At 64.8% G+C, this 22,077-nt stretch carries 20 protein-coding genes; 3 read left to right on the top strand and 17 right to left on the bottom strand.

The window, feature by feature from the left end:
- Nucleotides 1-31: 31 nt before the first annotated feature.
- Entirely contained in the window at nt 32-1,258 is a 1,227-nt protein-coding gene (locus AC1DZ5_RS14850; protein ID WP_477890347.1) for an MFS transporter, read from the top strand.
- On the opposite strand, the gene AC1DZ5_RS14845 is transcribed toward AC1DZ5_RS14850, so the two are convergent.
- The 9 genes from AC1DZ5_RS14845 to argS all read right to left on the bottom strand — a co-directional run bounded on the left by AC1DZ5_RS14845 (nt 1,248) and on the right by argS (nt 10,133).
- Nucleotides 1,248-1,679, bottom strand: coding sequence for a putative toxin-antitoxin system toxin component, PIN family (locus AC1DZ5_RS14845; RefSeq protein ID WP_477890345.1), 432 nt, complete (start codon nt 1,677-1,679; stop codon nt 1,248-1,250). The two genes, AC1DZ5_RS14850 and AC1DZ5_RS14845, sit on opposite strands and share 11 nt — an antisense overlap.
- The gene (locus AC1DZ5_RS14840; RefSeq protein WP_477890343.1) at nt 1,672-2,943 is read right to left on the bottom strand and encodes a THUMP domain-containing class I SAM-dependent RNA methyltransferase; all 1,272 of its coding nucleotides are present in this window, start codon (nt 2,941-2,943) and stop codon (nt 1,672-1,674) included. The genes AC1DZ5_RS14845 and AC1DZ5_RS14840 overlap by 8 nt, the downstream gene beginning before the upstream one ends.
- Nucleotides 2,940-4,550: an RNA polymerase factor sigma-54 gene (gene rpoN, locus AC1DZ5_RS14835; RefSeq protein WP_477890341.1), complete on the bottom strand. Its 1,611-nt coding sequence runs from the start codon at nt 4,548-4,550 to the stop codon at nt 2,940-2,942. The genes AC1DZ5_RS14840 and rpoN overlap by 4 nt, the downstream gene beginning before the upstream one ends.
- Nucleotides 4,550-5,326, bottom strand: a complete 777-nt coding sequence (gene lptB, locus AC1DZ5_RS14830; RefSeq protein ID WP_477890339.1) for an LPS export ABC transporter ATP-binding protein — start codon at nt 5,324-5,326, stop codon at nt 4,550-4,552. Before lptB ends, rpoN begins: the two co-directional genes overlap by 1 nt.
- Nucleotides 5,323-5,934: a lipopolysaccharide transport periplasmic protein LptA gene (lptA, locus tag AC1DZ5_RS14825; RefSeq protein WP_477890337.1), complete on the bottom strand. Its 612-nt coding sequence runs from the start codon at nt 5,932-5,934 to the stop codon at nt 5,323-5,325. The genes lptB and lptA overlap by 4 nt, the downstream gene beginning before the upstream one ends.
- 74 nt (nt 5,935-6,008) lie before the next feature.
- Nucleotides 6,009-6,941, bottom strand: coding sequence for an exopolyphosphatase (locus AC1DZ5_RS14820; RefSeq protein ID WP_477890335.1), 933 nt, complete (start codon nt 6,939-6,941; stop codon nt 6,009-6,011).
- Nucleotides 6,942-7,025: 84 nt separating this feature from the next.
- Nucleotides 7,026-7,679, bottom strand: a complete 654-nt coding sequence (locus tag AC1DZ5_RS14815) for a thiol:disulfide interchange protein DsbA/DsbL (protein ID WP_477890333.1) — start codon at nt 7,677-7,679, stop codon at nt 7,026-7,028.
- Between the two features lie 63 nt (nt 7,680-7,742).
- Entirely contained in the window at nt 7,743-8,420 is a 678-nt protein-coding gene (locus AC1DZ5_RS14810; protein ID WP_477890331.1) for an SPOR domain-containing protein, read from the bottom strand.
- A 27-nt stretch (nt 8,421-8,447) separates the two neighbouring features.
- Nucleotides 8,448-10,133, bottom strand: a complete 1,686-nt coding sequence (argS, locus tag AC1DZ5_RS14805) for an arginine--tRNA ligase (RefSeq protein ID WP_477890329.1) — start codon at nt 10,131-10,133, stop codon at nt 8,448-8,450.
- Between the two features lie 135 nt (nt 10,134-10,268).
- On the opposite strand from argS, the gene AC1DZ5_RS14800 reads away from it, so the two are divergent.
- Complete coding sequence (locus tag AC1DZ5_RS14800) at nt 10,269-10,592, top strand: PsiF family protein (protein ID WP_477890327.1); 324 nt, start codon at nt 10,269-10,271, stop codon at nt 10,590-10,592.
- Between the two features lie 68 nt (nt 10,593-10,660).
- Here the strand turns inward: AC1DZ5_RS14800 and ubiA are convergent, their stop codons facing one another.
- The 7 genes from ubiA to AC1DZ5_RS14765 form a co-directional block, all read right to left on the bottom strand.
- On the bottom strand, nt 10,661-11,530 hold the full coding sequence (gene ubiA / locus AC1DZ5_RS14795; RefSeq protein WP_477890325.1) for a 4-hydroxybenzoate octaprenyltransferase: 870 nt from the start codon (nt 11,528-11,530) through the stop codon (nt 10,661-10,663).
- A gap of 70 nt (nt 11,531-11,600) precedes the next feature.
- Complete coding sequence (locus AC1DZ5_RS14790; protein ID WP_477890323.1) at nt 11,601-12,560, bottom strand: LysR substrate-binding domain-containing protein; 960 nt, start codon at nt 12,558-12,560, stop codon at nt 11,601-11,603.
- A gap of 4 nt (nt 12,561-12,564) precedes the next feature.
- Nucleotides 12,565-13,488, bottom strand: coding sequence for a DMT family transporter (locus AC1DZ5_RS14785; protein WP_477890320.1), 924 nt, complete (start codon nt 13,486-13,488; stop codon nt 12,565-12,567).
- A complete protein-coding gene (locus tag AC1DZ5_RS14780) occupies nt 13,469-14,461 on the bottom strand; it encodes a hypothetical protein (RefSeq protein WP_477890318.1) in 993 nt (330 codons plus the stop codon). The genes AC1DZ5_RS14785 and AC1DZ5_RS14780 overlap by 20 nt, the downstream gene beginning before the upstream one ends.
- On the bottom strand, nt 14,458-14,946 hold the full coding sequence (locus AC1DZ5_RS14775) for an SRPBCC family protein (RefSeq protein WP_477890316.1): 489 nt from the start codon (nt 14,944-14,946) through the stop codon (nt 14,458-14,460). Before AC1DZ5_RS14775 ends, AC1DZ5_RS14780 begins: the two co-directional genes overlap by 4 nt.
- 122 nt (nt 14,947-15,068) lie before the next feature.
- Entirely contained in the window at nt 15,069-15,755 is a 687-nt protein-coding gene (locus tag AC1DZ5_RS14770; protein ID WP_477890314.1) for a response regulator, read from the bottom strand.
- The gene (locus tag AC1DZ5_RS14765; protein WP_477890312.1) at nt 15,752-17,713 is read right to left on the bottom strand and encodes a sensor histidine kinase; all 1,962 of its coding nucleotides are present in this window, start codon (nt 17,711-17,713) and stop codon (nt 15,752-15,754) included. The genes AC1DZ5_RS14770 and AC1DZ5_RS14765 overlap by 4 nt, the downstream gene beginning before the upstream one ends.
- A gap of 134 nt (nt 17,714-17,847) precedes the next feature.
- On the opposite strand from AC1DZ5_RS14765, the gene AC1DZ5_RS14760 reads away from it, so the two are divergent.
- Nucleotides 17,848-19,881: a hypothetical protein gene (locus AC1DZ5_RS14760; protein WP_477890310.1), complete on the top strand. Its 2,034-nt coding sequence runs from the start codon at nt 17,848-17,850 to the stop codon at nt 19,879-19,881.
- Nucleotides 19,882-19,902: 21 nt separating this feature from the next.
- On the opposite strand, the gene recG is transcribed toward AC1DZ5_RS14760, so the two are convergent.
- Nucleotides 19,903-22,050, bottom strand: a complete 2,148-nt coding sequence (gene recG, locus AC1DZ5_RS14755; RefSeq protein WP_477890308.1) for an ATP-dependent DNA helicase RecG — start codon at nt 22,048-22,050, stop codon at nt 19,903-19,905.
- Nucleotides 22,051-22,077 lie beyond the last annotated feature (27 nt).

Here is a 22,077-nt window from a genome sequence, read left to right as displayed (position 1 = left end):
CGCCTCCATCGCCAAACCAAGGGTTAACGCTATGACATCGACCACTTCCACGCATAAGCCCGCCAACGCCCTGCCCGCGGCCCTGGTGCTGTTGCTGGCCATCGGCGCCGGCCTGGCCGCCGCTGCGCTGTACTACAGCCAGCCCATGCTGGGCGTGCTGGGCACCGAGTTCCACGCCACACCCGGCGCCATCGGCCTGGTGCCCACGCTGACCCAACTGGGCTATGCGCTGGGCCTGGTGCTGCTGGCCCCGCTGGGCGACCGGTTTGACCGGCGCCGCATCATCCTGGGCAAGGCCGCCGTGCTGTGTCTGGCACTGCTGGCCGCGGCGGCCGCGCCCTCCCTGGGTGTGATGCTGGCGGCCGGCCTGGTGATTGGCGTATCGGCCACGCTGGCGCAGGACATCGTGCCCGCCGCCGCCACGCTGGCACCCGAAGCCAGCCGCGGCAAGATCGTGGGCACGGTGATGACCGGGCTGCTGCTGGGCATTTTGTTGTCACGCGTGGTGTCGGGCCTGGTGGCCGAGCAGGCGGGCTGGCGTGCCATGTTTGTCGCTGCGGCACTCAGCATTGCGCTCTTGGGTGTCGCCGTGTGGCGCGGCCTGCCGCGGTTTGCACCTACCACGCAGCTGCCCTACTTGGCGCTGATGCGCACGCTGGCTACCTTGTGGCAGCGCCACCGCGGGCTGCGCCGTGCTGCCCTGGCGCAGGGGCTGTTGAGCGTGGCCTTCAGCGCGTTCTGGTCTACGCTGGCGGTGATGCTGCATGCCGCGCCGGCCCACCTGGGCAGTGCTGCAGCCGGGGCCTTTGGTCTGGCCGGTGCCGCAGGGGCGCTGGCCGCGCCACTGGCGGGGCGCATGGCCGACCGCCGCGGCCCCGAGGTGGTGACACGGTTGGGCGCGGCCCTTGTGGTGGCCGCTTTTCTGGCCATGGGCCTGGGTGCGCTGGGAACGGACAGCCCGCTGTGGTTGCTGGCCGTGGGTGCCGTGGTGTTTGACCTGGGTGTGCAGGCCAGCCTGATTGCCCACCAGACCATCGTCTACAGCCTGGAGCCCGCCGCGCGCAGCCGCCTGAATGCGGTGCTCATGGGGGGCATGTTCATCGGCATGGCCAGCGGTGCCTGGCTGGGCAGCCTGGCGCTGGCGCAGTGGGGTTGGGCAGGGGTCTGTGGTCTGGCGGCCCTGGCGGCAGCCACCGCATTGGCCGTGCGGCTCTGGCCTGTGGCCGACGGCGGCGCCGCAGCGCTATCTATTCGATAGCTGCTCGCGCAGCAGCGCCAAGGGCTAGCAGCCGTTTTGCCATGCAAAGCACGGCGTGGTCCTTGCTCAGCACCGGGCAGCGCTGGGCCACGGCGAGGTCAATGAACTTCTGGTCGTCCGGGTCTTTGCAAGTCACGCTGGCCTTGGGCGGCACCTCCACGGTCTGCACCTGGGCGTCACGCGCCTGTAGCACTTCGGAGGCGCTCAGACCATAGAAGGCCAGGCGCTTGGCAATCTGCGGATAAGCCAACACGCGCTCTAGCTCGTCGCGCATGGGGGCAGTAGCCACCCACTGCAGGCGCCCGGTTTGCAGGGCGTCGCGCAGCGGGGGCGTGGCCGTATCGTTGAAGACCAGCAGGTCCAGCACGATATTGGTGTCCAGAACAATCTGGCGGACACCGTCCACCGCGTGCTCAGTCATTGGGCTCCTGGGCAGCTGGTGCAGCGCCCTTGGCCAGGCGGCCCTTGACCATGTCGAACTTGAACAGGCGGCACTCCAGCGGGCCGTTCCACATGGGCACACGGCGTGATTCCTTCAGGCGCATCTTGCTGGGCAGCTTCAGGTCGGGCGTCAGCACCCAGGCGGTCCAGCCGCTGTAGTTTTTCTTCCAGTGGCTGGCCAGCTGGTTGAAGAAGTCCACGCCCTCGTCGGTCTGCGCCAGTTCGCGTGCGCCAAAGCGCGCCCCCTCGCCTTCACCGGCTACACCGCCGATGCCGATGCGCTCGCCATAGGGCGGGTTCAGCACCATCACGCCGCCACCTTCAATTGGGGGCATGCGCTGCAGCGCATCGCCACCGCGGAACTCGATCACATCGGCCACACCGGCACGCTGGGCATTGCGCTGGGCAAAGTCCACCATGCGGTGCGACACATCGCTGCCGTAGATCAGCGCGGTCTGGCCCGGTTCGGGCTTGACCACGTTGGCGGCGGCCTCGGCCTTCATGTCCGCCCATTCCTGGCTGCGGAAGGGCCGGTATTTCTCAAACGCAAAGCGGCGCAGCGAACCCGCCGCGATGTTGCAGGCAATCTGCGCGGCCTCAATGGCCACCGTGCCGCTGCCGCAGCAGGGGTCGTACAGCGGCATCAGGTCGTCATCGCCCGAGGCCCAGCCGCTGGCGGCGATCATGGCGGCGGCCAAGGTTTCTTTCAGCGGGGCGTCGCCCTTGTCCTCGCGCCAGCCGCGCTTGAACAGCGGCTCGCCCGAGGTGTCGATGTAGAGCGAGCAGCTGTCGGTGGTCAGGTGGGCATAGATGCGCACATCGGGCCACTGCGTGTTCACGTCGGGGCGCACGCCATTCGCCACTTCGCGGAAACGGTCGCACACGGCGTCCTTGACTTTGAGCGCAGCGAAGTTCAGCGAGGTCAGCGGGCTGTGCTGCGCGGTCACCTCGACCTTGATGCTTTCCTTCGGGCTAAACCACTGCTCCCATGGCACTTGCAGGCCGGCACGGTACAGGTCTTGTTCACTGCGGTATTCGGTGTACGACACCAATACCAGCACGCGCTGCGAGAGGCGGCAGTACAGGTTGAGCAACATGGCGTGCGCAAACGAGGTGCGCACGGCCACGCCGCCGCGCTGCTTGGTCACGCAGCCGGGCGGCAGACCGGTGATCTGCAAGATCTCCGGCGCCAGGTACTCCTCCACGCCGGCGGCGCAGGGGAGAAAAAGGGTCAGTTGGTTCATAGCGCTTTGCGGAGTGAGGCGGGGGCGATCTTCAGGCCCTCGCGGTATTTGGCCACGGTGCGCCGGGCGCATTCGATGCCCTGCTCCTTGAGCATGTCGGAAATCTGGTTGTCGCTCAAGGGCTTCTTGCTGCTCTCGGAGGCAATGAACTGCTTGATGAGCGCGCGCACCGCGGTGCTGGAGGCATTGCCACCGCTCTCGGTGCCCAGGCCCGAGCCGAAGAAGTATTTGAGCTCGAAGGTGCCAAACGGCGTGGCCATGTACTTGGCCGTGGTCACGCGGCTGATGGTGGATTCGTGCAGGCCCAGCTCATCGGCAATCTCGCGCAGCACCAGGGGACGCATGGCCAGCTCGCCGTGGGTGAAGAAATTTTTCTGCCGCTCCACGATGGCCGTGCTCACGCGCAGGATGGTGTCAAAACGCTGCTGGATGTTCTTGATGAACCAGCGTGCCTCTTGCAGACGCTGCTGAAGCGCGGCGTGGCCCGCACCGTCGCGGCCACCGCGGTGGTTGCGCAGCACATTGGCGTAAATGTCATGCACCTTAAGGCGCGGCATCACTTCGGGGTTGAGCTGCACGCGGAATTTGGGGATGCCGCCGGCCTTGCCAATCGCCACCACTAGCACGTCGGGCACCACGATGTTGCGCTCCACGTCCACAAAGCGGCGCCCGGGCTTGGGCTCCAGCCGCGCGATGAGCGCAATGGCTTCGCGCACCAGGGTGTCGCTGCCCACACCCATCTGCACCAGGCGCTTGATGTCGCGCCGCGCCAGCAGGTCCATGGGTTGGCGACAAATGCCCAGCGCCACCTGCAGCACCTCTGCGCGCTCGTCCTCGCCCTCTTCCTCGGCCTGGGCCAGCAGGTAAGCCACTTGCAGGCGCAGGCACTCGCCCAGGTCCCGCGCCCCCACGCCCACAGGCTCCAGGCTGTGCAGCAGGCCCAGCGCCACGGTGAAATGGTGCACCAGGTCCTGCAACTGTTCTTCGTCACCAGGGTTCAGGCTGCGCGCCAACTCTTCCAGCGGGTCTTCCAGGTAGCCATCGTCATTGAGCGATTCGATGAGGAAGCGCAGCGCGGCTGCGTCGGTGGCATTGGTGCGCAGGCTCAGGGCCTGGCGGTGTAAAAAGGTCTGCAGCGACTCGGCCGAGCGCGCGAGCTCAGTAGCGTCTTTCTCTTCGTCGTCACCCAGGTTGTTGGCCCGGGCCTTGGCATCCACACCCCACTCGCCGTCGTCGGGCGTCATCTCGGTGGTGCCATCGCCTTCCCAATTGGGCTCGTCGCTGCTGCTCAGCGGCGTGGTTTCTTCGTCATTGCTGCTGGTGCTGGTGGAGGTGGCGTAGTCCGCCACCGCGTTGGGCGCGTAATCGACTTCGCTGTTCTCGGACAGGCGGTCACCCTCGCTCACCGTGGCGTCCACCGCGTTCAGGCCGAAGTCCTCGCGCTCGGCCCGCTCTTCGGTCAGCTCCAGAAAGGGGTTTTCGTCCAGCATCTGCTCCACCTCCTGGCTCAGCTCCAGCGTGGAGAGCTGCAGCAGACGGATGGACTGCTGCAACTGGGGCGTGAGCGCCAGGTGTTGGGAGACGCGTAGCGAGAGGCCCTGCTTCATCACATTTTGAAATGCTCACCGAGATAGACGCGGCGCACATCGGCGTTGTTCACGATCTCGGAGGGGGTGCCCTGCGCCAGCACATGGCCGTCGCTGATGATGTAGGCGTGGTCGCAGATGCCCAGGGTCTCGCGCACGTTGTGGTCGGTGATGAGCACGCCGATGCCACGGCCCTTGAGGAAGTTGATGATGCGCTGGATCTCGATCACCGCAATCGGGTCGATGCCGGCAAACGGTTCGTCCAGCAGGATGAAGCGCGGCCGCGTGGCCAGCGCACGCGCAATCTCCACACGGCGGCGCTCGCCGCCCGACAGGGCCAGCGAGGGCGACTCGCGCAGGTGCTCCACGCGCAGGTCTTGCAAGAGCGCGGTCAGGCGTGCCTCAATCTCGGCCGACTTGAGCGGGTTGCCTGCGTCGTCGCGCTGCAGCTCTAGCACGGCGCGCACGTTGTCTTCCACATTCAGTTTACGGAATATCGAGGCTTCTTGCGGCAGGTAGCCCAGCCCCAGCCGCGCGCGGCGGTGAATGGGCATGTGCTCGATGGAATGGCCGTCGATGGTGATGTCCCCCGCGCTGGCGCGCAGCAGGCCCACGATCATGTAGAACGACGTGGTTTTGCCCGCGCCGTTGGGGCCTAGCAAGCCAACCACCTCGCCAGTGCGCACGGTGAGCGACACGTCCTTCACCACCTGGCGCTTGCCGTACGACTTTTGCAAATGCCGGGCTTCCAGCCGCCCGGTGCTGGTGTCCGGGGCTTCTTGGGTGGGCTCGCTCACTGGGCGGCCTTCTCAAGTTGTGGCGTAGCGCGCAGGGTCGGGCTGGGTTGGGACACAGCAGGGGCAGCTTCGGCCTCGGGTTTGGGCGTCAGCATGGCGCGCACACGGCCGGCCGGGGCGGCAGCGGTCTTGGGGGCACCATCCACAGTGAATTTGTCGGTCAGGTTTTCGTAGAGGATGACGGCGCCCGTTACCTCATCGGCCAGCGTGGCCCCGCGCAGGCGGCGCAACTGGGCTTTTTTGACAAAGCGCACGGTGTCGGCCTTGCCGTCGTATTCAATGGTGTCTCCGTCGCCCTCAATGAATTCATCCAGGCCTTCGCGCTTTTGCCGGAAAAACGCCGGCGTGGCGGTCGAGCCGGTGACCAGGCCGTACTGGTAGCCATCGGGGTCCTGGCGCACCTCGATCTGGGCGCCACGGATCAAGATGCTGCCCTTGGTCAGCACCACATGGCCGCTGAACACGCTGACCTGCTTGACGTCGTCGTAGCGCAGGGCGTCGGCCTCCACGTTCATGGGCTTGTTTCGGTCGGCCTTTTCGGCCCAGGCGTGCCCCACCACGCTGGACAGAGCCAGCCACAAGGACACCGACAAAAGGGTATTTTTCATAAAGGCACGAAACTTGCTCAAAAGCGCTTCGGCCATTGTACCGAGCGCTTTGCGCATTTCGCGCCCTGGCCGACTCAGCCGTCGGCGTTAATTTTGGCGATCAGCGCCTGCAACACGTCTGCTGCGCGGTCGTTCTCCACTTGGCAGGTGCCCGCATTGGCGTGGCCACCCCCGCCGTAGCTGAGCATCAGGTCGCCAATATTGGTCTTCGACGTGCGGTTGGTGATGGATTTGCCGGTGGCAAACACGGTGTTTTGCTTTTGCAAGCCCCACAACACGTGGATGGAGATATTGGTCTGCGGGAACAACGCGTAGACCATGAAACGGTTCACCGCAAAGATGGTGTCTTCGTTGCGCAGGTCCAGCACCAACAGGTTGCCATGCACGGTGGAGCAACGCAACAGTTGCTCCTTGGCCTTGGCGGCATGGTCGAAATACAGCTCCACGCGCTCCACCACGTCGGGCAGCTGCAGGATGTCGTCGATGCCGTGGTGGCGGCAGTACTGAATCAAATCCATCATCAGCTGGTAGTTGCTGACGCGGAATTCGCGGAAGCGGCCCAGACCGGTGCGCGAATCCATCAGGTAATTCAGCAGCACCCATCCCGTGGGGGCCATGATTTCGTCGTGGCTGAAGCGGGCCGAGTCGCCCTTGTCCACCGCTTCCATCATGTCGTGGAAGCGCGCCGGGAAGCGGCTGGCGCCGCCATAGTGGTCAAACACCACGCGCGCGGCCGAGTCGGCATCGGGCAGGATGATGTGGTTGGGGCGCTCACCGGTGTTGCGCACCGTCTCCGACTCATGGTGGTCAAAGGCCAGGTGCACGCCCGGCACGTACGGCAGGTTGGTGGTGATGTCGCGGTCGGACACCTCCACCTTGCCGTCCTGCATGTCTTTGGGGTGGACGAACTTGATGTCGTCGATCAGGTCCAGCTCGTTGAGCAGGACTGCGCACACCAGCCCATCAAAATCACTGCGGGTGACCAGCCGGTACTTGGGGTGTGCCATGGGAAGACTCTCCACAAAGGGGTTGAATGACAAATCATTCTAGCCCTGTGGGATCCCTCTGCGGCGCGTGCAGAGGGGCGTTTTTTAGCGAGCGGTGCGCGCCTGGACGATCAACGCGTCCACGATCTGCAGCGCGCGCTGCATGTTGCCGGCGATGGAGCCATCGGTATAAAAGCGACCTGCCACGCCCAGGGCGGGCACGCCTTCGACCTTGTAAGCGTTTTGCAGTTGGGCAGCCTTGGTAGCCTTGGTGGCCACGCTGAACGAACCGTACTGCTCGACAAACTTGGCCTTGTCCACGCCCTGCTTGGCCACCCACTCGACGATGGCGTCGCCACCGCTGAGGTTCAGCTTCTCGACGTGGATGGCGGCAAACACCTTGGCGTGCAGCTTCTCCACCAGGCCCATGGCTTCGAGCGCGTAGTACAGGCGCTGCTGGGGCACAAAACTATCCTGGAAGGCCACGGGCACACGGCGGAAGGACACATCCTTGGGCAGCTTGGGAATCCAGGCTTGCAGCGTGGGCTCGAACGCATTGCAGTGGGGGCAGCTGTACCAAAAGAACTCCACCACTTCGACCTTGCCAGCGGGTGCTTCCACCGGAGCGCGCGGGTCCACGGGCTGGTAATCGGTGCCGGGCTGTGGGCCTTTGGCCTGCGCCTGGGCGCTGCTGGCCCACAGGGCGGAGGATGCAAAGGCAGCGCCAGTGGCGGCTTGGGTAAATTCGCGACGTTTCATGGGTTCAAAAGCTCCAAAGTGCCCGGATGTGAGTGGACTGGGCGGGGAAAGTTCCAGCGCCGCTTAGCGCTGCACGCGCACCAAGGCGGTTTCCAGACCGCTCTTGTCCAGCTTGTCTTTGGCCTTGTCGGCATCGTCCTTTTTGTCAAACGGGCCTACGCGTACCCGGAACACCGGCCGGCCCGACTGCTCGCGCTCGGAAATCTTGGTCTCGATGCCGCTCAGCGAGAGCTTGGCGCGGTGCGCCTCGGCGTCTTCGGCCGTACGGAAGGCGCCTACCTGCACAAAATAGGAGAACGCGTCGCCTTCGGCGGCTGTACCGGCCTTGGCCTTGGCCAGATCACCCAGGGGGTCTGCCGACACGGCGGGCTTGAGTTCGCCCTTGGCATCCGGCTTGGCCGCAGTCTTGGCGTCTGCCTTGGGGTCGGTTTTGGCTTCCGCCTTGGCCTCGGTCTTTGCGTCTGGCTTGGCCGCCGTCTTGGCGCCCGACGCGGCAGATGCCGGTGCGGTGGCCGTGGGCACGGCGGGGGCCGGGTTCTTGCCGTAGAGCAGCGCGTTGGGGTCCCAGTTTTTGTTCTTCTGGGCTTCGGCCGCGTCCTGGTCGGCACTGCGGCTCTGGCTCTTGTTCATGAACGGCACCGGCACCTTGGTGACGTACACCGCCACGGCCAATGCGGCCCCCAGGCCCACCACCACGCCCACAATGAAACCGACAATGGTTCCGCCACGTTCAAACTTCATGCGCTGCTTTCTCTTCAATCAGTTGGATCACATTTTTTGCGGGGCACTCACGCCCAGCACAGCCAGGCCATTGTGCAACACCTGCGCCGTGGCCGCGACCAGCGCCAGACGCGCCAGTTTCACCGCTTCGTCGTCCACCAGGATGCGTTCGGCATCGTAATAGCTGTGGTAGCTGGCGGCCAGTTCGCGCAGGTAGAAGGTCACGTCATGCGGCGCCTCGTCGGCGGCCGCCGCGGTCAGCATCTCGGGGTATTTGGCCAGTAACAGCATCAACGCCTGGGCCTGCGGGCTTTGCAGCGCCGACAAGTCCACCGTCTTCAAGCTGGCCACATCGCCACCCCAGGTGGCCAACACCGAGCAGATGCGCGCATGCGCGTACTGCACGTAGTAGACCGGGTTGTCGTTGTTCTTGGCCACGGCCAAATCCACGTCGAAGGTGTACTCGGTATCGGGCTTGCGCGAGAGCAGGAAGAAGCGCACCGCATCCTTGCTGGTCCACTCGATCAGATCACGCAACGTCACATAACTGCCCGCGCGTTTGCTGATCTTGACCTCTTCACCCCCCTTGACCACACGCACCATGGTGTGCAGCACGTAGTCGGGGTAGCCCTGGGGAATGCCCACGCCCGCCGCCTGCAGGCCGGCGCGCACCCGTGCGATGGTGCCGTGGTGGTCGGTACCCTGGATGTTCACCACCTTGGTGAAGCCGCGCTCCCACTTGGCGATGTGGTACGCCACATCGGGCACAAAGTAGGTGTAGCTGCCGTCCTGCTTGCGCATGACGCGGTCTTTGTCATCACCGTATTCCGTGGACTTGAGCCACAACGCGCCATCCAACTCGTAGGTTTTGCCAGCGGCTTGCAAGCGCTTGACCGCGTCGTCCACACGGCCGCTGGTGTACAGGCTGCTTTCCAGGTAGTAGTTGTCAAACTTCACCGCAAAGGCTTGTAAATCCAGGTCCTGCTCATGGCGCAAATAGGCCACAGCAAACTGGCGCATGCCGTCCAGATCGTTGATGTCACCGCTGGCAGTGAACTCACGGTCGTCGGACTTGACGGTCTTGCCGGCCAGAAAGTCGGCCGCGATGTCGGCGATGTAGTCGCCGTTGTAGGCCGCGGCCTTCTCACCGCTGGGCCATTGGTCATCGCCGGGCTTGAAACCCTGGGCGCGCAGGTGCGTGCTGCTGGCCAGGGTGCCAATCTGCACACCCGCGTCGTTGTAATAGAACTCGCGGTACACATCCCAGCCCTGCGTTTGCAACAGGTTGCAGATCGCGTCGCCCAGTGCGGCCTGGCGGCCGTGGCCCACGTGCAGAGGGCCTGTGGGGTTTGCGGATACGAATTCCACCAGCACGCGCTGACCGTTGGAGGGCTGGTGGCCAAACTGATCGGCCTGGCCCAGCACCTCGCGCACGATTTCCTGTTTGGCGGCGGGCTTGAGGCGGATATTGATAAAGCCGGGGCCGGCGATTTCTACGTCCTGCACCCATTGGGCATAGACGGGCGTAGCCAACAGCGCGGTGCGCAGGCTCTCGGCCAGCGCACGGGGGTTTTGCTTGAGGGGTTTGGCCAGTTGCATGGCGGCCGTAGTGGCCAGGTCGCCGTGGGCGGCCACCTTGGGGGATTCAAAGGCGGCTTTGGCACCCGCGCCGGGGGAGAGGGTGTCCAGGCAGGCGGCCAGCGCCTGCAGGAGTTCGTGTTTGACAGTGAGCATCTGCCGATTTTACGGGGCGGCTCCGAAAACCCGTCTGGTGGTCAACGGCGCTGTCATCTTTTCGTTATAAGCTTCAAACCGTTGGGGTTTTTCTGCAACGGCAGCACCGCTGCCCTCTTTTTGATTGGATGACTGATGAAACAACTGATCTCCCTCATGGCTCTGGGTTTGGCATTGGCAGTGGGTGGCGCACACGCCGCTGACGCAAAGGCACCTACCGCGCAGCAAAACAAGATGAAGACCTGCAATGCAGACGCCAAGACCAAGGCCCTCGCAGGCGATGAGCGCAAAGCCTTCATGAAAAGTTGCCTGAGTGCCAAGGCAGAAACCGCCCCCGCTGCCGACGGTGCCACCGCCCAGCAAAGCAAGATGAAGACTTGCAATGCAGACGCCAAGACCAAGGCCCTCGCAGGCGATGACCGCAAGAAGTTCATGAAAGAGTGCCTGAGCGCCAAGTAAGCGGCCCAGCCAGGCCCCGCTAGCGCGGTGGCCGCCAAAGCCCGCTCGGCTCACCCGCGCGGGCTTTTTTACGCCCCGATGGCCAGCGCCAGGCCGACAAACACGGCCAATCCCACCCAATGGTTCAGGCGGAAGGCCTTGAAGCAGCCATCGCGCCCACGGTCGGCAATCAGCGTGCCGTGCCAGACCACCTGGGCCCCAGCCACGGCCACGCCAAGCCACCAGGCCCAGGGTCGGTTCAGCGCGGGCAGCACCAGCCAGGACCACAACGCAAGGTAGACGACATAAAACGTGAGCACCGCTGGCACATCCCAGCGCCCCAGCGTGATGGCCGAGGTCTTCATGCCGATCTTGAGGTCGTCGTCCCGGTCCACCATGGCGTATTCGGTGTCGTAGGCCAGCACCCAAAACAGATTGCCCACCAACAGCCCCCAGGCCTGCCAGGGCACGGCCCCAAGCATGGCGGCGAAGGCCATGGGAATGCCAAAGCTGAAGGCCACACCCAGCACCGCCTGCGGCATGGAGACGTAGCGCTTGGCGTAGGGGTAGACCAGCGCCACGGCCAGCGCGGCAAACGACCAGGCGATGGCGGCGGCGTTGGTCGTCAGCACCAGGCCAAAGGCGGCCAGCGCCAGCACGGCCCCCACAGCCAGCGCCTCGCGCGTGCCAATACGCCCACTGGTGACCGGGCGCTGGGCCGTGCGCTTGACGTGCTTGTCGAACTCGCGGTCCGCCACATCGTTGACACAGCAACCCGCGCTGCGCATGAGGATGGTGCCCAGCGTGAACACCGCGATGAGATGCCAACCCGGAAAGCCGCCCGCCGCCAACCACAGCGCACTGAGCGTGGGCCACAGCAACAGCAGCCAGCCCGCGGGGCGGTTCCAGCGGATCAAATCCAGGTAGAGCGAAAGCTTGGTGGAGAAAACAGAAGGCACAGAATTGCTATGAATAGAGGAGCTGCTGGCGCAATGAATACGGGGGCTAGAGGCCTATTTTGCTTAAAAATCAGGACAGGCGCGTGACACCGGGCAGCTCACAGCCATAGACGGCGTTGCGCAGCGCGGCGATGGCCTCGTAGCGCGTAAAGCTGCGCCGCCACGCCAGTACCACGCGGCGCGTCGGTGGGGGCAGGTTCTTGCCGTCCTGCACCGGCAGGTATTTCACAAAGGGCTCGTCACCGCGGCGCTTCTTGGTCTCAAACGCGTCCTTGGGCACGCTCAGGCGCGGCACCAGGGTGATGCCCATGCCCGCGGCCACCATGTGTTTGATGGTCTCCAGCGACGAGCCTTCAAAGCTCTTGCGGATGCCCTCGGCGTCGCTGGAGAAACGCGCGAACTCGGGGCATACCTCCAGCACATGGTCGCGGAAGCAGTGCCCATTGCCCAGCAGCAGCATGGTCTCGCTCTTGAGTTCTTCGGTGGTCACGCTGTCTTGCTTGGCCAGCGCATGGCTGGTAGGCACGGCGGCAAAAAACGGCTCATCGTAGAGCGGCGCCAGCGCCAGCCCGGTGTCGGGGAAAGGTTCGGCCAGGATCGCGCAGTCGATCTCGCCGGTGCGCAGCATTTCCAACAGCTTGACGGTGAAGTTCTCCTGCAGCACCAGTGGCATCTGGGGGCTGTGGGTGATGACCTGGCGCACCAGGTCGGGCAGCAAATAGGGGGCGATGGTGTAGATCACGCCCAGCTTCAGCGGGCCTGCCAGCGGGTCCTTGCCGCGCTTGGCAATGTCCTTGATATTGGCGGCCTGCTCCAGCACGCTTTGCGCCTGGCGCACGATCTCTTCGCCCAGCGGCGTCACGGTCACCTCGTTGGCGCTGCGCTCGAAGAGTTTGACGTCAAGCTCTTCCTCGAGCTTCTTCACCGCCACCGACAGCGTGGGCTGCGAGACGTAGCAGGCTTCGGCCGCCTTGCCAAAGTGCCGCTCGCGCGCCACGGCCACGATGTATTTGAGTTCGGTCAGGGTCATGGCGCTATTCTCCTCCCACCCGGCCCGTGGGTTCCACAATCACCAGTGCAATCCCACACACCAAGAGGCCCGCGCCCAGCCAAAAGGCCAGGTCCGGCGCCTCGGCAAACAGCAGCCAGCCCAGCGTGGGGCTGAACAGCAGCAGCGAGAAGCTGCCCGCCTCCACCGCCGAGGCATCGCCCGCGCGATAGGCAAAAAAGTAACTCAGGTAGATACCCGCCGCCGCCACGCCCACCACCGGCAGCAGCGGCCACAGAGCCAGCGGCACGCTGGGCAGGCTGAAACCCGAGAACACGCCAAAGGTGAGCCAGCAGGCCACCTGGCTCCAGGTCAGCACCGCAATCGGGTGCTCCTGGCCCGAGTATTTCTTCAGCACCACGCCCAGCATGGACTCCATGAGGGCGCCAAACAGCGCCACCAGGGCCGCCGGGTGAAACGCCTCCGCCCCAGGTTGCAGGATGACCAGCACACCGCCAAAGCCCACCACCACGCCACTCCAGCGCAGCCAGTGCGGCTGCTCGCGCAGGAACCACACGCCCATGGGCAGCATGAACAGCGAGCCCGTCATCAGGTAGGCACTGGCCTCGGCCAGCGGCAGGTGAGAGACCGCGTAGGCCGCACACCAGGCCGAGGTGACGATAAACACCGCACGCAGCAGGTGGATGCGCGGCTGGCGCGTGGCGACGATGCGCCCGCGCGTCCACGCCACCACGGGCGCCAGCATAGCCAGCACGACCGTGGCCTGCAAAAACAGCACTTGTTTGGGCGCAATGCCCTGGGCCATCAGCCGCTTATTGCACGCGTCCAAGACCGCCCAGCAAGCCATGGCCAGTATCACCAGCAGCACTCCCCGCGTATTCCCGGCCAACGCCAGCCAGCGCGTACGTAACGGAGAAACCACGCGCCCTTCAGCGTACCGAAATTTCACCGCTGCGCAGCTTGTCGCACAAAATCTCGATGCGCTCTTTCCAGGCGCGGCGCACGTCGGAGTGCGCGCCTTTGAACAGACGGAACACCTGCAGCTCGGGCTCGGCCTCGGACCAGTATTCGTCGCGCACACCGATCTCCAGCTCGGCGCCCAGCGAGACCACCGTGGCGCCCAGCAGGTTGGTGTGAATCACCAGCTTGTTCGCATACAACGTAATGCGGCCGCGCGTATCGAGGTCAATGAACCAATCAATCTTGCCGTCGGGGGTGTAGCCCACTTCGCTGGTGCCACTGAATCCGGCCGTCCTACGCCATTGCACGATCTGATCGGCGGGGTCTATCTCGTTCATCGGGGCCTGCGCCGCAGCCTTTTGGGCACGGGCGGCGCGTGCGATCTCGGCCGCCTCAGCGTCCAGCTTCTGCTGCGCCAACTGGGCCTGGTGCGCCAGGTTCTTCTCCAGCTTTTCTACCCACATGCGTACCTGGCCGGCAAACTGGTTAAAGCCCATGGCGATTTTTTCGTGCACATGGTCCATGCGCAGCGCCGAGCGCTCGCCACCCGTCTTGCCCTGCGCCGTGAAAGCCATTTCGTCAGACGCGTGGAATTCGATGGTGCACAGCCCCGTGGGCTGGGCCTCTTCCTGGTCGGGCAGCTTGCGCATGGCGCGCGACACCTCGATGCGCAGACCCGGCGCAGGCAGGGTCACCGACAGGCTGCCGTCCTGTTCCTGCTCCTCGCCCCCTTCCAGCGCCTGGTGCACATAGCGCCCGCGGTCGGTTTGCACCACCACCTGCTGCGCACCGCGGTGCACCTCCACACTGAATCCATGGGCGCTGAAACGCAGGCCACCGGGGATGGCCGTGGTGCGGGTTTTCAGCAAGGAGGCCTGGTACTCCAGGTAGCCATACAGCCCCCCCACCATGACGGCGGCTGCGCCCACCAGCCAGATGATCCATTGCCACGACTCGCTCATGCGCGCAGCCCCTGCATGTAGGCGACCAGCTGGTCCAGCGCGGTGCTCCAGCCGTGGGCAAAGCCCATGGTCTCGTGCTGCTGGCGGGTAGCCACGTCCTTGTGCTGCACCAGCGCGGTGTAACGGGTGCCAGTGCCCTCGGGTTGGAGGGTGACGCTGGCGGTGACAAAGGGGTTGCTGGCAGGGCGGTAGCCCGGGCCCAGGGCGTCGGTCCAGACCAGGCGCTGTTGCTCCACCACCTCCAGGTAGCAGCCGGTGTGGTCGTTGTCCTGGCCCTCGGGCGAGCGCATGGTGGTGCGGAAGATGCCGCCGGGGCGGAGGTCAATCTCGCAGTCCACCGTGGTCCATGGCGCGGGGGTGAACCAATGCACCACGTGCTGGGGCTGGGTCCAGGCGGCCCAGACCAGCGCAGGGGCAATGGGCACCACACGCTCCAACAGCAGGTCAAGCTCAGGGTTGAACGCGGGATTGGCAGTGGAAGGCATGAACGGGCTTTCTTGGCAACGACTGTACGCTATTGTTTTAGGAGCTACCGGCGCAGTGCAGACGGGGGCTAGCCCCTATTTTTGTACAAAACTGCCGCCTCGGCCACCGGGATAGCCCTAGCTTAGCGTAGCAGGCCTTGGGCGCGCGCCTCGTAAATCGCTTCCGCCTTGGAGCTGACATTGAGCTTTTTGTAGATGCGGCGCACAAAGGTCAGCACCGTGTAGCGCGAGATTTGCATCAGGTTTGCGATCTCGTCCGCCGTGAAGCCCTTGGTGATCAGCTCTAGCACCTCCTGCTCACGCGCCGACAGACTGGTGAGCGGCCTGGTCTCGTCGGCCCCGTCGCTGCGCTCGCCCCCTGTGCGTTCGCGGCCGGACTGCCGGAACCGGGTCAGCACATGGCGGGCGATCAGCGGACTGATGGGGCTGCCACCGCTGAACAGGCTGCGAATCTCGGCGGCCAGGCGCTCGGGCTCGCGGTGCTTGAGCAGGTAGCCGGTGGCACCAGCTTCGATGGAGCGGATCACATGGGCCTCGTCACCAAAGGTGGTGCTGACCATGGTGCTGCAGTCCGGCCACAGCGTGGCCGCCGCGCGAATCACATCGATGCCCGAACCGTCGGGCAGGCCCAGGTCAACGATCAGGATGTCGGCGGGCGGCCCCTGCAACAGGTCCAAGCCCGCCGAGCGTGTGCTGGCGGTGCCCGCAAGCTCCATATCCACTTCTTCTTGCACGGTTTGGGTCAGGGCGTTCAAAAAGTCCATGTCGTCTTCGACGATGGCGACGCGGATGCTGCTGGCGACGTTCATAGCGATGCGGGCCGGGAATCGGCAAAAGGAGCGAGCAGCGGCAGCCACAACGTGGTCGTCGCACCCTGGGGAGAACTGGCCCATGACACCCGGGCGCCAATGGCCTGCGCACGCCGACCCTGGTTGGCCAAGCCTTTGCCCCCGCTTTGCAGAGCGGCCGCAGTGTCATAGCCCGGCCCATTGTCGGCAATGCAGACGAACACGCCCTCGCCGTCCTGGCCGGTGGAAACCGTGATCTCGGTGGCCTCGGTGTGTTTGAAGGTGTTGGTCAGCGCTTCCTGCAGGATGCGCAGCACATGCAGGGCGCGCCGCGGGTCCAGCCAGGTCACGGGGGGAATGTCCTGCACCCCCCATTTCAGCGCAATGCCAGCCGTCTGCAGGCGCGGCCCCAGGCGGTAGCGCAGGGTGGCCAGCAGCAATAGCAGGTCTGCATCCACTGGTTCCATGGAGTCGATGGTGAGGTGCAGGTCGTCAATGCAGCCGCGCAAGATATCGGCCACCGCGGCCTCGGCGACCTGGCCTTTTTCGATGGCCCGCAGCGCGCTGTGCAGCGACGAGCCCAGGCCGTCGTGCATGTCCTGCATCAGGCGCTGTCGTTCATGGGCAACGGTCTGCTTGTGCTCGATCTTGCGCAGGCGGCCATAGCTTTCGGTCAGGGCGTCCTCGCGCTCGCGCAGCTTGTGGGCCAGTTCCTGGTTGGCGTGCTCCACCCGCAGCAGGGCGTTCATGTAGTGGCGGTGCATCAGGTAGCTGAAGACCATGAAGTTCAGCAGATTGGCGTAGGGCCCCAGGTACCAGCTCTCGGGGTCCAGAAAATTGCTCTGGATGGCCCAGTCGTTCAAACCAAACAGTGTGCTGACTGCCGTGCCCACGGCCAGCAGCATGCCGTCCAGCGAACGCCCCCACGACAGGCGGATACCCAGGCCTGCCACCGTCAGCCCCGCCAGCATGGCAAACGGGTAGATCAGCGGGGTGATCTGCGGCGAGTTGGGCAAGCCCCCCACCCCGGGCAAGGTCACCAGCAACACGACCGCACTAAGCCCCAGCAGGCTGCGCGTGAGCCAACGCTGGCGCTGACGGTGCAGCAGCATCTGCAAGAAATGCACGGCCGTGATCAACCAGAACAGCGAGTTGACGGTGAGCCAGGAAAACCAGTCGTCGGCCACCTGCACATCCACATAAAAATGCAGCGCGCGCACAAACGACAACACCGCCAGCAGTGCAAACAGGCCATAGCCCGGCGCACTCTTACCGCGCGCCCAGATGAAAAATGCAAAAAAACCCACCGCCAAAAAAGCCCCGCCGCTCATGGCCGGCGTGTGCAGTTGCAGCCACTGGCGGGCCTCAAAGCGCCATTTCAGTGCGCCAATGGGGCCGAGCCAGACCGAGGCCAGCGCGGTATGCGTCTGGGCGCTGTGCTGCATGCGGAACAAAATTTCCCGTGGCTGCGTCAACCGGCTGCCCGCGTCAACGGCAATCAGCTGCGGGTCCCAGTACCAAAGGGCGCCCTCCAGCTGCCACTGATAGACCCTCACCCCGTCCACATACACGGCCATGGGGCCGTAAGCCTTGGTGCGCGCGGTGTAGAGCATCAGGGGCGCAGCACCCGGTTCAAAGTCTGGCACGGCCAGCCGGTACCAAGTAGTGCGCGTGGCATGGGGCTGTGTCATGTCGGCCTGGCCCAGCAGGTCCGACGAATGCCCAAAGGGCAGTGCTACCGGTTGCCACAGGCCAACCAACGCGCGGCTGTCCACCATGGTGGGGGCGGGTTTTTCCAGGGCCTGGGCCTGCTGCAGCACCTCCGCACGAGTGAGGTGGACGGAAGCGTCCCGCGCAGGGCGGGCACCATGCGTCGGCCCCTGCAGCCACCACACACCCAGGGTCAGCATCAGCACGGCGCAAGCCACCCAGACCACGGCCAAGCGGGGGATCGGTACGCGTCGCGAAAAGGAAACCATGCGGTGGTTGTAACAAAAACAGACAAGGGAAGGACCCGCAGTATGTAGCACATACAGGGGACATACAGGACGCGCAGGGTTCTTGAAAATCCGCACTCGTGGTCCTCTGCGGCCCGTTTTCAAGGAGAAGCCCTGTGTGGATACAACACCTGATCGCGCTGGTACGGCGCATCGCCCTGTTCAAAAGCCTGGCCGCCGTGGCCCTGCTGGCGGTGTGCGCAAGCGCCGTGCACGCCCAGGACCGACGCCTGATGGTGCTGGACCCCACGTTCTACCTTAACCGGTACCCCGACCTGCTAGCGGCCTTTGGCCCGAACAACACCGAAGCCGCCAAGCAACACTGGCTGAACTACGGCATCAAGGAAGGCCGCCAAAGCAGCTTCGTCTTCAGCCTACCGGCCTACCAGGCGCGCAACCCGGACATCCTGTGGGACCGCAACATCCGCAGCTACGAAGCCGTGTTGAACTACTACGTCAACCAGGGCTTCAAAGAAACCCGTGACACCACGCCACAGGACACACCCTTCGACATGCCGATGGGGTTTGACCCGGACTTCTACCGCCAGTACTACCCCGACCTCGCCAAAGCCTTTGGCACCAACTTCGGGGCATTGACCCGGCACTGGCGAGAAAACGGTAGCAGAGAAGGTCGCCTGCCCAGCCGCAAGGCACTGAGCGAAGCGCTGGCTTTGGGCGTGGACCCGGAGTTCTATGCCAACCGCTACTCCGACCTGCGCAACGCCTTTCGCCTGAATGCGCTGACCCTGGTGCAGCACTATCAAAATATCGGCCGAACCGAAGGCCGCTTTGCCATGCCCGGGGTGGAAAACGCGTTTGAAGCAGGACCTCCCAGCTCGGGCCATGGCCGCCAGTATTTGCGCAAGGGAGACTGGCTTTCCACCGATCAGTACCTGAGATCTGCCTCGCGGGCCTACATCGCCGTCCAGCAGGGCGACGGAAACTTCTGTGTCTACAAGGTGGGAAGTCCGCAGGACCCTACCTACCCCGGCCTGAACTGGTGCAGCCGCAACGTCCCTGCCCCCGCTGGTCAGTACTTCACCATCTTTCAGGGTGACGGCAACCTCTGTACTTATGCCGGCACCGGCCCCGCCGACAACAAGGGCGGCATCGTCTGCCCTTCAGGTCCGCGCAGCGGCGACTTCTACCTGATCGTGCAGGACGACGGCAATCTCGTCATGTACCCCGGCAAGAACCCGGCCACCCGCAGGGGCGACGCCAACTGGAACGTGGGCTACTACAAGAACCCCAGGCAATCGCCCGGTCAGTGGATCACCAACGCCGCCAACACCGTGGCCAACGGTACAGTGATGGCTGCCAACACGGTGGCAAACGCAGCAGTTATTGCAGCCAATGCCACGGCCAACGGTGTCACCAACGCCGCCAATACCGTGGCCGGGGGCACCACCCAGCTGGCCAACACCATCGCCAGTGGCACCGTGATGGCCGCCAACACGGTAGCCAACACCGCCGTGGATGTGGCCAACCAGACCGCCGCATTTGCCACTCTGGTGATCGACATGATGCGCAACAACTGCAGCTCGTATTCCAAGTTCTTTCCCGACCCCTTGTCGGGCGGCCTGATCGGGATGGCGCAGGTGATCAACGCCACGCACAGCAACGCCATTACCGGCGAGGTCTCGGCCTGTGCCAGCGAGTTCAAATCCGGCTTCTACTGCCAGATTCCCGAAGAGATCGTGAGCTTGGTGTCGGATGTCAAAAGCCTGGGCGATGTGGCCAAACGCTCGGCCGAGCAAGCCATCACCAAAGAATGTGCCGCCAGCTTTGCACTCACAGCGCCCCCCATGTTCATGGTGCAGGCGCCCTTGGCATGCGGCGCCATCAAAAGCATGGTGGAAGACAGCATCAAGATGACCAACTGCCTGATCGCGGCCGAAAAGGATGGCGTACTGGGCCAACTGATCTCGGAATCCGGAGAGGGTGGCGGGAACATCAGTACGGCCCAGGCTTGCCAGATGGCGGGCAAGGTCACGCTCAAGATCGCCAAGAAACAGCTGACCAAGCAAATTCCTCCCGGCAGCCAGGCAGCCAAGGTCTGGAGCTATTTCAGCAAAGGCGCGCTGGCTAACAAGGCGGGTGGAGAAACCTACACGCGGTTGATGTCTCTGGAAGCCTGCAAGGGGATGTAGGCACCGCGCACGGCGGAGTTCTCAGGCCTTGAGGTACTCCGCCTTGCCACCCAGCCAGCGCGCCACGTGTTTGTGGGCCAGGTGGGGGTAGCGGTCCAGCAGCATGGGGGCTTCGGCACGGGCCCATTCCAGCAGCGCGGTGTCCTGTGCCAAGTCGGCAAAGCGCAGCATGGCCTCGCCGCTCTGGCGCGCGCCCAGAAACTCTCCGGGCCCGCGAATCTCCAGGTCACGGCGCGCGATCTCAAAGCCATCGTTGGTCTCGGCCATGGCGCGCAGGCGCTCGCGCGCGGCCTCGCCCAGGCGCGGTGCGTCGCCCGTGGAGTACAGCAGCACGCAGGCCGAGGCCGCCGCACCGCGCCCCACGCGCCCGCGCAGCTGGTGCAGCTGCGAGAGGCCAAAGCGCTCGGCGTGTTCAATCACCATGAGCGAGGCATTGGGCACGTCCACGCCCACCTCGATCACCGTGGTGCTGACCAGCACGGACATCAAGCCGGCGGTAAAGGCGCCCATGACGGCCTTTTTGTCGTCCACATGCATGCGCGAGTGCAGCAGGCCGATGAGCACGGGTTGGCCATCGGCGCGCGTGGCGCCCTGCAAGGCCTCGGCCAGGTCGGCGTGGGTTTGTGTGGCATTGGTCAGGTCCAGCGCCTCGCTCTCTTCGATGAGCGGGCACACCCAGTACACCTGTCGACCCTGGGCGATCTGGCCGCGGATGCGCTCTACCACTTCGTCACGCCGGTGGTCGTTCACTACCTTGGTGACGATGGGCGTGCGCCCGGGTGGTAGCTCGTCCAGCGTGGACACATCCAGGTCGGCGTAGTAGCTCATGGCCAGCGTGCGCGGGATGGGTGTGGCCGTCATCATCAGCATGTGCGGCTCCATGGTGTCGTGCTGCAGCTTGTTGCGCAGGGCCAGCCGCTGGGCCACGCCAAAGCGGTGCTGCTCGTCGATGATGGCCAGCGCCAGGTTTTTGAACTTCACCTTCTCCTGGATGATGGCGTGCGTGCCCACCACCAGCTGGGCCTCGCCGCTTTCGATCAGCGCCAGCATGGCGCGGCGCTCCTTGGTCTTTTGCGTGCCCGTGAGCCAGGCGGTGGTGATGCCCAGCGGCTCCAGCCAGCCCAGCAACTTGCGAAAGTGTTGTTCCGCCAATATCTCGGTGGGCGCCATCAGTGCGCACTGCCAGCCCGCGTCGATGCAGGTGGTGGCGGCCAGCGCAGCCACCACGGTCTTGCCCGCGCCCACATCGCCCTGCAGCAGGCGGTGCATGGGGATGTGCCGGGCCATGTCGTGGGCGATCTCTGCGCCCACACGCTGCTGTGCACCCGTTAGCCCAAACGGCAGCGTGGCCAACAGGCGCGCATGCAACGTGCCGCCCAGCACCGCCTGCAGCATGGGCGCGCGCAGGGCGGCGCGCTCACGCCGGCTTTGCAACTGGCTCAGCTGCTGGGCCAGCAGCTCCTCGGCCTTCAGGCGCTGCCAGGCCGGGTGGCTGTGGTCCTGCAGCGTATCCAGCGACACATCGGGCGTGGGATGGTGCAAAAAGTGTAGCGCCTGGCGCAGTGTCCATAAGGGCTGGTGGCCTATTCCGTGGTGCAACACGTCCAGATCACCGGGCGCAAAGGTGTCGGACAAATCCGAGCGCGCCAGCCCCGCCAACACGGCCTTGCGCAGGTAGGGCTGGGGCAGCCCGGCCACCGTGGGGTAGATGGGCGTGAGCGCCGTGGGCAGCTCGCCCCCCGCCGCGCGAAAGCTGGGGTGCAGCATGGTGCGGCCCATGAAGCCGCCCTTGACCTCGCCGCGCACGCGGATGCGGTTGCCCACGGCCAGCGCCTTTTGCTGCGAGCCATAAAAGCTGAAGAAGCGCAGCGTGCAGGTGTCCGAGCCGTCGTCCACTGTCACGATGAGCTGGCGGCGCGGGCGAAACGTTACCTCCTGGTGCGTCACCACGGCCTCAATCTGCGCCTGCTGGCCCTCGCGCACCTCGGTCAGCTTGACGATGCGGGTCTCGTCCTCGTAGCGCAGCGGCAGGTGCAGCGCCAGGTCGATGTCGCGCTTCAGGCCCAGTTTCTCCAGCGCCTTTTGCGCGGGAGATTTGGTGGTCACCGCCCCGCCAGCCGCAGCTTCCCCGGCGCTGTCATCGGTGCGGGCGGCGGGTTTCTTGGGCATGGGACAATTCTGCCCTGTCTTTTTCCC

The organism is Rhodoferax sp. P1_F3 (assembly GCF_056405715.1).
The sequence above is the reverse complement of the archived record's forward strand: the minus strand, read 5'-3'. Positions and strand labels throughout refer to the sequence as shown.